Source organism: Agromyces aurantiacus, assembly GCF_016907355.1.
GTDB lineage: Bacteria > Actinomycetota > Actinomycetes > Actinomycetales > Microbacteriaceae > Agromyces > Agromyces aurantiacus.
This window is the reverse complement of sequence record NZ_JAFBBW010000001.1, coordinates 3,127,685-3,142,451: the sequence shown is the minus strand read 5'-3', so window position 1 is coordinate 3,142,451 and position 14,767 is coordinate 3,127,685. Positions and strand designations below refer to the sequence as shown.

Annotated in this window: 7 protein-coding genes and 3 rRNA genes; 9 read left to right on the top strand and 1 reads right to left on the bottom strand. The window is 66.3% G+C overall.

The features are described 5' to 3' along the window. Positions 1 to 35: 35 nt before the first annotated feature. The 5 genes from JOD46_RS14805 to JOD46_RS14785 all read left to right on the top strand — a co-directional run bounded on the left by JOD46_RS14805 (position 36) and on the right by JOD46_RS14785 (position 3,778). Positions 36 to 989, top strand: coding sequence for an ABC transporter substrate-binding protein (locus JOD46_RS14805; protein WP_307835058.1), 954 nt, complete (start codon positions 36 to 38; stop codon positions 987 to 989). A 2-nt stretch (positions 990 to 991) separates the two neighbouring features. Further along, entirely contained in the window at positions 992 to 2,005 is a 1,014-nt protein-coding gene (locus JOD46_RS14800; protein WP_204395268.1) for an amino acid ABC transporter permease, read from the top strand. Between the two features lie 56 nt (positions 2,006 to 2,061). Further along, positions 2,062 to 2,814 (top strand): amino acid ABC transporter ATP-binding protein, encoded by a 753-nt coding sequence (locus JOD46_RS14795; protein ID WP_204396715.1) that lies wholly within the window; start codon positions 2,062 to 2,064, stop codon positions 2,812 to 2,814. A gap of 119 nt (positions 2,815 to 2,933) precedes the next feature. Beyond that, positions 2,934 to 3,269: an ArsR/SmtB family transcription factor gene (locus tag JOD46_RS14790; protein ID WP_204395267.1), complete on the top strand. Its 336-nt coding sequence runs from the start codon at positions 2,934 to 2,936 to the stop codon at positions 3,267 to 3,269. Continuing rightward, positions 3,269 to 3,778 (top strand): SRPBCC domain-containing protein, encoded by a 510-nt coding sequence (locus JOD46_RS14785; RefSeq protein ID WP_204395266.1) that lies wholly within the window; start codon positions 3,269 to 3,271, stop codon positions 3,776 to 3,778. The genes JOD46_RS14790 and JOD46_RS14785 overlap by 1 nt, the downstream gene beginning before the upstream one ends. On the opposite strand, the gene hrpA is transcribed toward JOD46_RS14785, so the two are convergent. Next, positions 3,759 to 7,763, bottom strand: coding sequence for an ATP-dependent RNA helicase HrpA (gene hrpA / locus JOD46_RS14780; protein ID WP_204395265.1), 4,005 nt, complete (start codon positions 7,761 to 7,763; stop codon positions 3,759 to 3,761). The two genes, JOD46_RS14785 and hrpA, sit on opposite strands and share 20 nt — an antisense overlap. Positions 7,764 to 7,895: 132 nt before the next feature. Here hrpA and JOD46_RS14775 point away from each other — a divergent pair, with 132 nt between their 5' ends. From JOD46_RS14775 to rrf, 4 genes are all read left to right on the top strand, one after another. Beyond that, the gene (locus JOD46_RS14775; RefSeq protein ID WP_204395264.1) at positions 7,896 to 8,738 is read left to right on the top strand and encodes an aldo/keto reductase; all 843 of its coding nucleotides are present in this window, start codon (positions 7,896 to 7,898) and stop codon (positions 8,736 to 8,738) included. 579 nt (positions 8,739 to 9,317) lie between these two features. Then, positions 9,318 to 10,842, top strand: a 16S ribosomal RNA gene (locus JOD46_RS14770). Positions 10,843 to 11,328: 486 nt separating this feature from the next. Then, a 23S ribosomal RNA gene (locus tag JOD46_RS14765) occupies positions 11,329 to 14,427 on the top strand. Positions 14,428 to 14,622: 195 nt separating this feature from the next. Then, a 5S ribosomal RNA gene (gene rrf, locus JOD46_RS14760) occupies positions 14,623 to 14,739 on the top strand. Together the 16S, 23S and 5S rRNA genes form the textbook arrangement of a ribosomal RNA operon. The last annotated feature ends 28 nt before the right edge of the window (positions 14,740 to 14,767 follow it).

Sequence of the window (14,767 nt, the reverse complement as noted above, 5' to 3'; positions counted from 1 at the left end):
ACGCCGAGCCCGGGCAGCTGTATTAGTGTCTCTCGGTGTCGACGACGACCGCCCGGCCGTCGCGCACCCTCACCCGACCCGGAGGCATCACCATGCGCACCCGACTCGTCGCCGTTCCCGCCGCACTCGCGGCCGCGGCGCTGCTGCTGACCGGCTGCGTCGACAACTCGTCGACCGGCACCGGAGCCACCACCTCGCCGCAGGCGTCGATCGCGGTCGACGATGCGGCCGTCGCCCTGCTGCCCGACGACGTCAAGGAGTCCGGCACGCTGGTCGTCGGCATCGACCCGACGTACCCGCCGAACGAGTTCAAGGACGCCGACGGCAACCCCATCGGCTGGGGCGCCGAGCTCGCCGAGGCCGTCGCCGCCAAGCTCGGTCTCGACGTCAAGTTCCAGGTCGCGAAGTTCGACAACATCATCCCGAGCGTGAAGGGCGGCAAGGCCGACATCGGCGTCTCGTCGTTCACCGACACGGTCGAGCGCGAGGAGCAGGTCGACTTCGTCAACTACTACGAGGCCGGCATCATGTGGGCCTCCGCCAAGGGCAACGACGTCGACCCCGACAATGCGTGCGGCCTGAAGGTCGCCGTGCAGGCCACGACCTACGAGGACACCGACGAGGTCCCGGCCAAGTCCGACGCGTGCGTCGCGGCCGGCAAGGACCCGATCGAGAAGGTGCCCTTCGACACGCAGGACGCCGCGACCAACGCCGTGGCGCTCGGCCAGGCCGACGCGCTCAGCGCCGACTCGCCCGTGACCCTCTACGCGATCCAGCAGACCGGGGACAAGCTGCAGGCGGCCGGCGAGTCCTTCGACGTGGCGCCGTACGGCATCGCGGTGGGCAAGGACCGCGGCCTCACCGAGGCGATCCAAGCGGCCATGCAGTCGCTCGTCGACGACGGCACCTACGGGGAGATCCTCGACGCGTGGGGCGTCGCCGACGGCGGCATCGACGAGATCACCATCAACGCGGCCGGGCAGGGCTGATCATGTCCGCACTCGGCTCGGACCGGCCGGCGGCGGGGGGCACCCCGGCGCCGGCCGGCGCCGGCGGGCGCGAGTCGATCAAGGCGGTCAAGCTCCGGCACCCGTGGCGCAACCTCTTCGCCGTGGTGCTCGTGCTGCTCTTCGCGCTCTTCGTCATCGACGCGGCCCAGCGCCCGGCCTACGACTGGCCCGTCGTCGGGCAGTACCTCTTCGATCGGCGCGTCTCGCAGGCCGCGCTCGTGACCCTCGAGCTCACGGTGCTGTCGATGATCATCGCCATCGTCCTCGGCGTCGCGCTCGCCGTCATGCGGCTTTCGCCGAACCCGGTCGTGAAGTCGATCGCCTGGTTCTACCTCTGGATCTTCCGCGGCACGCCCGTGTACGTGCAGCTCGTGTTCTGGGGCCTCATCGCGATCATCTACCAGACGATCGACATCGGCATCCCGTTCACCGAGCCCTGGATCTCGTTCGAGACGAAGGACGTGCTCGGCCCGTTCTGGCTCGCGGTCATCGGGCTCGCGCTCAACGAGGCCGCCTACATGGCCGAGATCGTGCGCGCCGGCCTGCTCTCGGTCGACAAGGGCCAGGACGAGGCCGCGACGGCGCTCGGCATGAGCTGGTCGCAGACGATGCGCCGCGTCATCCTGCCGCAGGCGATGCGCGTGATCATCCCGCCGACGGGCAACGAGGTGATCTCGATGCTGAAGACGACCTCGCTGGTGACCGCGGTGCCCTTCACGCTCGAGCTGTACACGCGCACTCGCGACATCTCGGCCGAGACCTTCAACCCCATCCCACTGCTGATCGTGGCGTCGATCTGGTACCTGTTCTTCACCTCGGTGCTCATGGTCGGCCAGCACTTCCTCGAGAAGCGCTTCGCGCGAGGCATCGGGGCGCGCCCCGACGCCGTCGCGGGTACGGTCCCGACGGGCGCCGTGCCCGCGGTCGCGGCCGGCGACGAGACGACGACCGACGGGCGGCCCGCGGCCGACCGCCAGGGAGGTGACGCGCGATGAGCGATGTGAACGAGACCGCCGCGCCTGCGGCCGCCGGCGGCGCCGACGCGACGCCCATGGTGCTCGCCGAGGGCGTGTCGAAGAGCTTCGGCTCGCACGAGGTGCTGAAGGACATCACCCTCCAGGTCAGGCGGGGCGAGGTGCTCTGCCTGGTCGGGCCGAGCGGCTCCGGCAAGTCGACCTTCCTGCGGTGCATCAACCACCTCGAGAACGTCTCGGCCGGCCGGCTCTCGGTCGACGGGCAGCTCGTGGGCTACCGCGAGTCCGGCGGGAAGCTCTACGAGCTGCACCCGAAGGAAGCCGCGAAGCAGCGCCGCGACATCGGCATGGTGTTCCAGCGATTCAACCTGTTCCCGCACATGACCGCGCTCGAGAACGTCATGGAGGCGCCGGTCGTCGTCAAGGGCGTGCCGAGGGCCCAGGCGAAGGCGCGCGCCCTCGAGCTGCTGGCTCGCGTCGGCCTCGCCGATCGCGCCGACTACTATCCCGCGCACCTCTCCGGCGGGCAGCAGCAGCGCGTCGCCATCGCGCGGGCGCTCGCGATGGACCCGAAGCTCATGCTCTTCGACGAGCCGACCTCGGCCCTCGACCCCGAGCTGGTCGGCGAGGTGCTCGACGTCATGAAGGGGCTCGCCAAGAGCGGGATGACCATGATCGTCGTGACGCACGAGATGGGCTTCGCGAGGGAGGTCGCCGACACGCTCGTGTTCATGGACGGCGGCGTCGTCGTCGAATCGGGCGACCCACGCGAGGTGCTCGCGAACCCGACGCACGAGCGCACGCAGGCCTTCCTGTCGAAGGTGCTCTGACGGCGCGTGCGTTCGTGCAGGAACGGTGCCTCCGCCGCCGGCGAGAGGCACCGTTCCTGCACGGATGGGTCGGCGCATCAGGGCTCCCATATATAAGCCCAAACTGATAGGATGTCGCCGTGCACGCGTTCGACGTCCTCGGCGACCCGGTGCGCCGCCGCATCCTCGACCTGCTCGCCGACGGCGAGCGGCCGGCGGGTGCGGTGGTCGACGTGGTCGCGGGGGAGTTCGGGATCACCCAGCCCGCGGTCTCACGGCAGTTGCGGATCCTCCGCGAACAGGGGTTCGCGACGGTCCGTGCTGACGGCGCCCGCCGCATCTACGCGCTCGACCGGGCCGGCGTCGAAGCCGCCTCGGCCGAGCTCGACCGGTATCGGCGAGTCTGGGGGCAGCGACTCGACGCGCTGCACACCGAGGTCGCGCGCGGCACGCGCGCACGACGTGAGGAGGCATGATGACCGTCACCGGCGAGATCCTCCCCGACGAGCCCGGGTTCCTGCTCGAGTTCGACGAGGTCTACGACACCGATCCCGACGACCTCTGGGACGCGATCACGACTCCCGAGCGACTCGCCCGCTGGATGGCGGACTACCGAGGCGAGTTCCGGCTCGGCGGGCACTGGCAGGCGATGCAGCCCGACGGCGGCGTGTACTGCGAGGGCGAGGTCACCTCGTGCGAGCGACCGCGGGGCTTCACGACGACGTGGACGGTGGCCGGCGAGCAGCCGACGCTCGTGACGGTGCAGCTCGAGCCCGACGGGTCGCGCACGCGCCTGCGGCTCCGGCACGAGCGCGTGACCCGGCTCGAGACGGGGCCCGGATGGCACGCCCACCTCGAGCAGCTGGCCGGCCACCTCGCCCACCCCGCCGCCGAGCGCGACCGCGCGGCGTACCGGCGGCGGTTCACGGAACTCGAGCCCGGCTACGCGGCGCGCTTCGCCGCGCTCACTCGGCCAGCGCCTTGACGACGCGCTTGACCGAGACGGTCTCGGCGGTGCGCAGCTCCTGTGCGAACAGCCCGACCCGCAGCTCCTCGAGCATCCACCGCACGCGCACGAGCGCGGGGTCGGCCTCCGGATCGATCGGGATGGTGCCGCCCGCCTTCTCGTAGGCGGCGCGCGCCTGGTCGAACTCCGTCACGAGCTGGCGGTCGCGGCCGGGGTTGTCCTGCATGCGGCGCACGCGCACCGTGATCGCCTCGACATAGCGGGGCAGGTGGCGCAGCCGCTCGAGGCCCGTCGCCGAGACGAACCCGGACGGCACGAGCGCCTCGAGCTGGCTGCGCGCGTCGGCGAGCGCCGCCATCAGCTGCAGGCTCGAGGCCTTCGAGATGGCGCGGTCGGCGTCGCGCGCCGCGACGAGGATGCGCGCGACGAGCGCGACGGTCTCGAACATGCGATCCATGACGACCGCCGACACGGCGTCGCGCACCGCCTCGAACTCGGCGCGCGTGCGGACGAGCGCGTCGGCGTGGCGCGCCCGGAGCTCCGCGTCGACGACGGCCGCGAGGCAGTCGTCGAGCAGCGCGCGGGGCCCGGCGTAGGCGCTCGAGGCGAGGGCGAGCTTCTCCTGGTTGGACAGGTGCTCCTGCACGTAGGCCACCGGCGAGGGCGTCGCGAGCACGAGCAGCCGGCGGATGCCGCGACGCGACGCGCGATCGCGCTCCTCGGCGGTCGCGACCAGGCGCACGGCCACGGACGCGCCCTCGTCGACGAGCGCCGGATAGGCGCGCACCACGTTGCCGCCCTGGCGCGTGTCGACGTGTTCGGGCAGCGCGTCCCACTGCCACGTCGTGACGCCCGACTGCTCGGCGAACGCCGCCGGCGCCGCGGTCGCGGCACGGCGCGTCTCGCGACCGTCGTGCTCCGCGGCGCGCGGGGTCCGCGACGTCCCCTTCGCCGACCCGTCGGCCGTCGAGCCGCCCACGAACGTCGACGCGACCGCGCGGCCGGCGCGTTCGGCGAGCCGTTCCTGGAGGGCGCCGAGGTCCTTGTCGTCGCCGACGGTGCGGCCGCGCTCGTCGACCGCGCGGAACGTGACGCGCAGGTGCGGCGGCAGCCGGTCGAGGTCGAAGTCATCGGCGCCGACTGGCGCGTAGGTGAGGCGCTTGATGACGCCGGCGACGGTCTCGGCGAACGGCGGGCGAGCCTGGCCGCCCTCGGGCCCGTCGGGCAGCTCGGCCGAGATCTTCGCCGCCCACTCGGCGGCGGGAACGACCTGCCGGCGCAGCACCTTCGGCAGCGTGCGCAGCATCGCCGTGATGAGCTCGTCCCGCAGGCCCGGCACCTGCCAGTCGAAGCCGTTCGGCTCGAGGCGGGGGAGCAGCACGAGCGGCACGAGCACGCTCACGCCGTCGTCGTCGGCGCCGGGCTCGAAGCGGTAGCGCAGCCGCAGCGTCTGGTCGCCCTGCCGCCAGCGGTCGGGGAACCCGCCGTCGGTCGACACCTCGTCCTCGCCGACGAGGTCGGCGGTGGTCATCGTGAGCAGGTCCGGGCGCCTGCGCTGCTCGGCCCGCCACCATCGCTCGAAGGCGCGCGCGTCCGTCGCCTCGGCCGGCACGCGCTGCTCGTAGAACGCGACGACGGCCTCGTCGCCGGCGAGCACGTCGCGTCGGCGGGTGCGCTCCTCGAGCTCGCCGAGCTCGCGCCGAAGCTCCCGGTTCCTCCGGATGAACGCGTACGTGCGCTTGTCCAGGCGGTTCCAGTCCCAGTCCTCCTCGACGAGCGCGTGCCGGATGAAGAGCTCGCGCGCGAGCGCCGAGTCGACACGGGCGAGCTGGATGCGCCGCTTCGGCACGATCGGCACGCCGAAGAGCAGCACCTTCTCGTCGGCGACCGCCGAGCCCTGACGCCGTTCCCATCGGGGCGCGGAGTAGCTGCGCTTGGCCAGCGGACCCGCGACCTGCTCGGCCCACGCCGGGTCGATCGCGGCGGCCGTGCGGGCGAAGAGCCGGCTCGTCTCGACGAGCTCGGCGGCCATGATCGCGGCCGGCGGCTTCTTGGCGAGGGCCGAGCCGGGGAACACCACGAACCGCGCGCTCCGCGCGCCCGCGAACTCGGCCTGCGGCCGGCGCCCGCGCCGCTCGGCCTCGCGCTGGCCTCCCGCGCCGCCGCGCCCGGTCGAGGTGCGGCTGTCGTCGCGGATGCCGATCTGCGAGAGCAGCCCGGCGAGCAGCGACCGGTGGATGCCATCCGGGTTCGGCGGGCCGGCCTCCTTCGCGACATGCAGTCCGAGGGGCTTGGCGAGCCGCACGAGCTGGCGGTAGAGGTCCTGCCACTCCCGCACGCGCAGGTAGTTGAGGAACTCGGTGCGGCACATGCGGCGGAACGCGTTGCCCGAGAGCTCGCGCTGCTGCGCCTCGAGGTGGTTCCAGAGGTTCAGGAGGGTGAGGAAGTCGCTCGTCGGATCGACGAACCGCGCGTGCATCGCGTCGGCCTGCTCGCGCCGCTCGAGCGGGCGCTCGCGCGGGTCCTGGATCGTGAGGCCGGCGACGATCGCGAGCACCTCGCGGCTCACGCCCTGCGCCTTCGATTCGAGCACCATGCGCGCGAACCGCGGCTCGATCGGCAGGCGGGCCAGCTGCCTCCCGACGCGCGTGAGCTGCGGCCCGGTCGCGGCATCCACGTCGTCGATCGCGCCGAGCTCCCGGAGCAGTTCGACGCCGTCGCGGATGCCCCTGGCATCCGGGGGCGTGAGGAACGGGAACGCCTCGACGGCGCCGAGCCCGAGCGACGCCATCTGCAGGATGACCGCGGCGAGGTTCGTGCGCAGGATCTCGGGATCGGTGAACTCGGGTCGCCTCCCGTAGTCGTCCTCCGAGTACAGGCGGATGGCGATGCCGTCGCTCGTGCGGCCGGATCGTCCCGAACGCTGGTTCGCCGAAGCCTGCGAGATCGGCTCGATGGGCAGCCGCTGCACCTTCGAGCGCGCCGAGTAGCGGCTGATCCGGGCGGTGCCCGCGTCGATCACGTACCGGATTCCGGGCACCGTGAGGCTCGTCTCGGCGACGTTCGTCGCGAGCACGACGCGGCGTCGGAGCCCGGCGACCTTCGACGGCTCGAACACGCGGTGCTGGTCGGCCGACGACAGCCGGCCGTAGAGCGGGAGCACCTCGGTCACGTCGGCCGCGCCGCGCCGCGCGGCGTGCGCGCGCACCGCCGCCTCGGCGTCGCGGATCTCGCTCTCGCCGGAGAGGAACACGAGGACGTCGCCGGGCGCCTCCCGCCCCAGTTCGTCGAGGGCCTCGAGGATCCCGCGCTGCACGTCGCGATCCTCGGCCGCGGCGCCCTCGTCGTCGGCCTCCTCGCCCTCGCCGCCCGAGCCGTCGGCCACGAGCGGGCGGTACCGGATCTCGACGGGATAGGTCCGCCCCGACACCTCGATGATCGGGGCGGGCTCTCCCGAGCCGTCCGCGAAGTGGCGCGCGAAGCTCTCCGGGTCGATCGTCGCGCTCGTGATGATCACACGCAGGTCGGGCCGGCGGGGGAGGAGGCGCTTGAGGTACCCGAGCAGGAAGTCGATGTTGAGGCTGCGCTCGTGCGCCTCGTCGATGATGATCGTGTCGTACCGGCGCAGCTCGCGGTCGCGGTGGATCTCGTTGAGGAGGATCCCATCGGTCATCACCTTGATGCGCGTCGACTCGCTCGCCTGGTCGGTGAAGCGCACCTGGTAGCCGACGAGCCCGCCGAGCTCGGCGCCGAGCTCCTCGGCGACGCGCTCCGCGATGGTGCGGGCCGCGATCCGGCGTGGCTGCGTGTGCGCGATCGACTCGCGGCCGAGCTCGAGGCAGATCTTCGGCAGCTGCGTGGTCTTGCCCGACCCCGTCGCGCCGGCGACGATCACGACCTGGTGATCCCGGATGGCGCGCGCGATGTCGTCGCGACGGCCACTGACCGGCAGCTCGGCCGGATAGGTGATCGCGGGGATCGGCAGGGGGGCGCGCTCGGACATCAGCCTTCCATCGTATGGGTGCGCGGAGCCCGGCGCGTGGGATGCCGCTGCGCCGACCGCGCGCGGCGGCACCCGATTCGCTCCGGGCGAACGCCGGATGGTTTTCGGAGCAGTCCGGTGTTGCATGACCTCATGACGCAGACACCAGTACCGCGCATCCAGCTCAACGACGGCCGCTCCATCCCCCAGCTCGGCTTCGGCGTGTTCCTCGTGGACCCGCCCGAGACGGAGCGCATCGTCACCGACGCGCTCGAGGCCGGCTACCGGCACATCGACACCGCGGCCGTGTACGGCAACGAGGAGGGCGTGGGCCGGGCCATCGCCGCGTCGGGCATCCCGCGCGAGGAGCTGTACCTCACGACGAAGCTCTGGAACGACGACCAGGGTTCGCAGTCGGCAATCGACGCGTTCGACGCCAGCCTCGAGCGGCTCGGCCTCGAGTACGTCGACCTCTACCTGATCCACTGGCCCGTGCCGGCGCAGGACCGGTACGTCGAGTCGTGGGAGGCGCTCGCGCGGATCCGCGAGTCCGGACGCGCGCGCTCGATCGGCGTCTCGAACTTCATGGTGCCGCACCTCGAGCGCCTGATCGCGGAGACCGGCGTGACGCCCGCGGTCGACCAGATCGAGCTGCACCCGGCGCACCAGCAGCCGGCCGTCGTGGACTTCGCCGCGCGCAACGGCATCGCGATCGAGTCGTGGGGCCCGCTCGGACAGGGCAAGTACCCGCTGCTCGAGTCGCCCGCCGTGGCCGGGGCGGCGGCCGCGCACGGCGTGACCCCGGCGCAGGCGGTCATCAGGTGGCATCTTCAGCGCGGGTTCATCGTGTTCCCGAAGTCGAACCGGCGCGAGCGCATGGCCGAGAACTTCGACGTGTTCGGCTTCGAGCTGACCGAGGCCGAGGTCGCGGCGATCGACGCGCTCGAGGGGGCGTTCGACGGTCGCGTCGGGCCCGATCCCCACGCGTTCGGCTGACGATTCGTCGCGCGACCGGGGGTTCGGCGGCATCCGCTCGCCCTCGGTCGCGCCCGGCCGGCGGCGCGACACGCCCGGGATGCACGCCCGATTTGTCGCCCGGCCCGGATCCCCGTAGATTCTTTCTTGTCGCCACGGCGGCCGGGAGCGAGAAGCCCTGGCAGGCCGGGCGGAGGTCTTAGCCAAACAGCCTCGAAGGCGCATTTGCGACTCGGTTGCTTCAAGTCTAAGATATCTACTCGCACTCCCTTGTGAACGGCTCCTCGTCAGAGGTCCGGTTCCTCCCGCGGTTCCCGCAGGAGTCGCCTCTCCGGTTCGGATGCAGGCGCATGGAAGTGCTACAGTGGAGAGGTTGCCCTGGGGGCCGGTCGCGAGACCCTGACCCGGGTGCGTCCGTTTCTTGAGAACTCAACAGCGTGCACTATGTTCAATGCCAATTTTTTGAACCCCGTGTTTCCTGCCTTTTGGGGTGGGGGATGGGTTTCCTTTGATTGATGGACAATTTGATTTTCGAGTCAGTTGTTTCTCTGTCAGAGATCATCTCTTGACTGGCCTCTTCGGGGGTTGGTTGAACAAGTTTTTTTGGAGAGTTTGATCCTGGCTCAGGACGAACGCTGGCGGCGTGCTTAACACATGCAAGTCGAACGATGAAGCCCAGCTTGCTGGGTGGATTAGTGGCGAACGGGTGAGTAACACGTGAGTAACCTGCCCTGGACTCTGGGATAACCCCGAGAAATCGGAGCTAATACCGGATAGGACCTTCTCCCGCATGGGGGTTGGTGGAAAGTTTTTCGGTTTGGGATGGACTCGCGGCCTATCAGCTTGTTGGTGAGGTAACGGCTCACCAAGGCGTCGACGGGTAGCCGGCCTGAGAGGGTGACCGGCCACACTGGGACTGAGACACGGCCCAGACTCCTACGGGAGGCAGCAGTGGGGAATATTGCACAATGGGCGCAAGCCTGATGCAGCAACGCCGCGTGCGGGATGACGGCCTTCGGGTTGTAAACCGCTTTTAGTAGGGAAGAAGGGCTTCGGCTTGACGGTACCTGCAGAAAAAGGACCGGCTAACTACGTGCCAGCAGCCGCGGTAATACGTAGGGTCCGAGCGTTGTCCGGAATTATTGGGCGTAAAGAGCTCGTAGGCGGTTTGTCGCGTCTGCCGTGAAATCCTCAGGCTCAACCTGAGGTCTGCGGTGGGTACGGGCAGACTTGAGTGGTGTAGGGGAGACTGGAATTCCTGGTGTAGCGGTGGAATGCGCAGATATCAGGAGGAACACCGATGGCGAAGGCAGGTCTCTGGGCACTTACTGACGCTGAGGAGCGAAAGCGTGGGGAGCGAACAGGATTAGATACCCTGGTAGTCCACGCCGTAAACGTTGGGCGCTAGATGTGGGGACCTTTCCACGGTTTCCGTGTCGTAGCTAACGCATTAAGCGCCCCGCCTGGGGAGTACGGCCGCAAGGCTAAAACTCAAAGGAATTGACGGGGGCCCGCACAAGCGGCGGAGCATGCGGATTAATTCGATGCAACGCGAAGAACCTTACCAAGGCTTGACATATACGAGAACGGGCCAGAAATGGTCAACTCTTTGGACACTCGTATACAGGTGGTGCATGGTTGTCGTCAGCTCGTGTCGTGAGATGTTGGGTTAAGTCCCGCAACGAGCGCAACCCTCGTCGCATGTTGCCAGCACGTTATGGTGGGGACTCATGTGAGACTGCCGGGGTCAACTCGGAGGAAGGTGGGGATGACGTCAAATCATCATGCCCCTTATGTCTTGGGCTTCACGCATGCTACAATGGCCGGTACAAAGGGCTGCGATGTCGTAAGGCGGAGCGAATCCCAAAAAGCCGGTCTCAGTTCGGATTGAGGTCTGCAACTCGACCTCATGAAGTCGGAGTCGCTAGTAATCGCAGATCAGCAACGCTGCGGTGAATACGTTCCCGGGCCTTGTACACACCGCCCGTCAAGTCATGAAAGTCGGTAACACCCGAAGCCGGTGGCCTAACCCTTGTGGAGGGAGCCGTCGAAGGTGGGATCGGTGATTAGGACTAAGTCGTAACAAGGTAGCCGTACCGGAAGGTGCGGCTGGATCACCTCCTTTCTAAGGAGCATCTGGAGGTCTTCGGATCTTCCAGGCATGCCGGCATCAAGGCGAATGTCCTTGGTCGGCTGCTCATGGGTGGAACATTGACATAGGCATCGGTCGCAAGAGCTTCGATCTAGTACGCCCGCCTCGGTGGGTTGGAACGGTGGGGGTTGGCGGGGCTGGTGCGTGCACGCTGTTGGGTCCTGAGGGACCGGGCGCAGTCTTCCTGCGGTTCGCACTTGGTGTGCGGGGCGTTGGGGGGCGGTTTGGACTCTTCAGGCCTTCATGAAGCCGAGCGGTTGCTTGGTGGGGTGGGGGTTCTGGCCGTCTGTTGAGAACTACATAGTGGACGCGAGCATCTTAGATTGATGCCCTGGTGTTCTTCGGAGCGTTGGGGTGTCGATCACGAGATCATGCACGATGCGGTCCTTCGGGGTCGTGTCGGACTGATCATTGGTCAATCTCGCACTTTCGGGTGCGCGATCGATTCAACTCATGTGATTTCAAGTTTCTAAGAGCAAACGGTGGATGCCTTGGCATCTGGAGCCGAAGAAGGACGTCGTAATCTGCGATAAGCCTCGGGGAGCTGATAAACGAGCTGTGATCCGAGGATTTCCGAATGGGGAAACCCCGCCAGGCCCCTTGTGGTGACCTGGTGACTCCCGCCTGAATATATAGGGCGGGTAGAGGGAACGTGGGGAAGTGAAACATCTCAGTACCCACAGGAAGAGAAAACAACCGTGATTCCGTGAGTAGTGGCGAGCGAAAGCGGAAGAGGCTAAACCGGTCATGTGTGATACCCGGCAGGGGTTGCATGGTCGGGGTTGTGGGACCTTTCGTGCTGTTCTGCCGGACAGCGACGGTGACGCGTCGGGTATAGACGAACCGGATTGAAAGCCGGACCAGAGTGGGTGTGAGTCCCGTAGTCGAAATGCCCGGCCGGCCGGAAGGGGATCCCAAGTAGCACGGGGCCCGAGAAATCCCGTGTGAATCTGTCAGGACCACCTGATAAGCCTAAATACTCCCAGATGACCGATAGCGGACAAGTACCGTGAGGGAAAGGTGAAAAGTACCCCGGGAGGGGAGTGAAATAGTACCTGAAACCGTTTGCTTACAAACCGTCGGAGCCAGCTTGTTCTGGTGACGGCGTGCCTTTTGAAGAATGAGCCTGCGAGTTAGTGATCTGTGGCGAGGTTAACCCGTGTGGGGCAGCCGTAGCGAAAGCGAGTCTGAATAGGGCGATTCAGTCGCAGGTCCTAGACCCGAAGCGAAGTGATCTATCCATGGCCAGGTTGAAGCGACGGTAAGACGTCGTGGAGGACCGAACCCACTTAGGTTGAAAACTGAGGGGATGAGCTGTGGATAGGGGTGAAAGGCCAATCAAACTTCGTGATAGCTGGTTCTCTCCGAAATGCATTTAGGTGCAGCGTTGCGTGTTTCTTGCCGGAGGTAGAGCTACTGGATGGCCGATGGGCCCCAACAGGTTACTGACGTCAGCCAAACTCCGAATGCCGGTAAGTGAGAGCGCAGCAGTGAGACGGTGGGGGATAAGCTTCATCGTCGAGAGGGAAACAACCCAGACCACCGACTAAGGTCCCTAAGCGCGTGCTAAGTGGGAAAGGATGTGGAGTTGCACAGACAACCAGGAGGTTGGCTTAGAAGCAGCCACCCTTGAAAGAGTGCGTAATAGCTCACTGGTCAAGTGATTCCGCGCCGACAATGTAACGGGGCTCAAGCACGCCACCGAAGTCGTGGCATTACCGCATATCGATAGGCCTTCGTGGTCCAGTCGTGGTGATGGGTAGGAGAGCGTCGTGTGCCGGGTGAAGCGGCGGTGGAAACCAGCCGTGGACGGCACACGAGTGAGAATGCAGGCATGAGTAGCGAAAGACGGGTGAGAAACCCGTCCTCCGGAAGACCAAGGGTTCCAGGGTCAAGCTAATCTGCCCTGGGTAAGTCGGGACCTAAGGCGAGGCCGACAGGCGTAGTCGATGGACAACGGGTTGATATTCCCGTACCGGCGAAGAACCGCCCACACGAGACCAGGAGTGCTAAGCATCCCAAGCCGTGCCGATCCCTTCGGGGTGACGTGCGGGGCGGCATGCGACCCCGTCTGGTGGAGTGAGCGTATTAACAGGTGTGACGCAGGAAGGTAGCCCAGCCCGGGCGATGGTTGTCCCGGGGCAAGCGTGTAGGCCGAGCGATAGGCAAATCCGTCGCTCATCCAGGCTGAGACGTGACGCGGATGAAAAGTGGGTGATCCTATGCTGCCGAGAAAAGCATCGACGCGAGGTTCCAGCCGCCCGTACCCCAAACCGACTCAGGTGGTCAGGTAGAGAATACCGAGGAGATCGAGAGAATCGTGGTTAAGGAACTCGGCAAAATGCCCCCGTAACTTCGGGAGAAGGGGGGCCGGATTCGTGAAGGGACTTGCTCCCGGAGCGTTGAAGGCCGCAGAGACCAGTGGGAAGCGACTGTTTACTAAAAACACAGGTCCGTGCCAAGTCGCAAGACGATGTATACGGACTGACGCCTGCCCGGTGCTGGAAGGTTAAGAGGACCGGTTAGCCTCACGGCGAAGCTGAGAATTTAAGCCCCAGTAAACGGCGGTGGTAACTATAACCATCCTAAGGTAGCGAAATTCCTTGTCGGGTAAGTTCCGACCTGCACGAATGGCGTAACGACTTCCCAGCTGTCTCAACCGCGAACTCGGCGAAATTGCATTACGAGTAAAGATGCTCGTTACGCGCAGAAGGACGGAAAGACCCCGTGACCTTTACTACAGCTTGGTATTGGTGTTCGGTGTGGCTTGTGTAGGATAGGTGGGAGACTGTGAAGCGGGCACGCCAGTGTTCGTGGAGTCATTGTTGAAATACCACTCTGGTCACTCTGGATATCTAACTTCGAACCGTGATCCGGTTCAGGGACAGTGCCTGGTGGGTAGTTTAACTGGGGCGGTTGCCTCCCAAAGAGTAACGGAGGCGCCCAAAGGTTCCCTCAACCTGGTTGGCAATCAGGTGGCGAGTGTAAGTGCACAAGGGAGCTTGACTGTGAGACTGACAGGTCGAGCAGGGACGAAAGTCGGGACTAGTGATCCGGCAGTGGCTTGTGGAAGCGCTGTCGCTCAACGGATAAAAGGTACCTCGGGGATAACAGGCTGATCTTGCCCAAGAGTCCATATCGACGGCATGGTTTGGCACCTCGATGTCGGCTCGTCGCATCCTGGGGCTGGAGTAGGTCCCAAGGGTTGGGCTGTTCGCCCATTAAAGCGGTACGCGAGCTGGGTTTAGAACGTCGTGAGACAGTTCGGTCCCTATCCTCTGCGCGCGCAGGAAATTTGAGAGGATCTGACCCTAGTACGAGAGGACCGGGTTGGACGAACCTCTGGTGTGCCAGTTGTTCCGCCAGGAGCACCGCTGGTTAGCTACGTTCGGGATGGATAACCGCTGAAAGCATCTAAGCGGGAAGCCGGCCTCAAGATGAGATTTCCATCCCTTCGGGGGAGAGGCTCCCAGCCAGACGACTGGGTTGATAGGCCAGATGTGGAAGCACCGCAAGGTGTGCAGCTGACTGGTACTAATACGCCGACAACTTGACAATCACCACACACATCATGTTTGCAAAAGGCGAGATGTGTGGCCTGATGTACTCGCGTCCACTCTGTGGTTCCCTTCAGACGGAAACCCAACACAATCACACAGTGATACCCGCACCCCACCCCCCACACCAGAGGGGGCCAGGGGTGCCCCGAAACCACCAACCCCCCCCACACGGGAACCAGGTTGGTCCTAGAGTTTCGGCGGCCATAGCGCGAGGGAAACGCCCGGACACATTCCGAACCCGGAAGCTAAGACTCGCAGCGCCGATGGTACTGCAGGGGCGACCCTGTGGGAGAGTAGGACACCGCCGGACATTCGTTCCAGAAGAGCCGCCCAGAGCT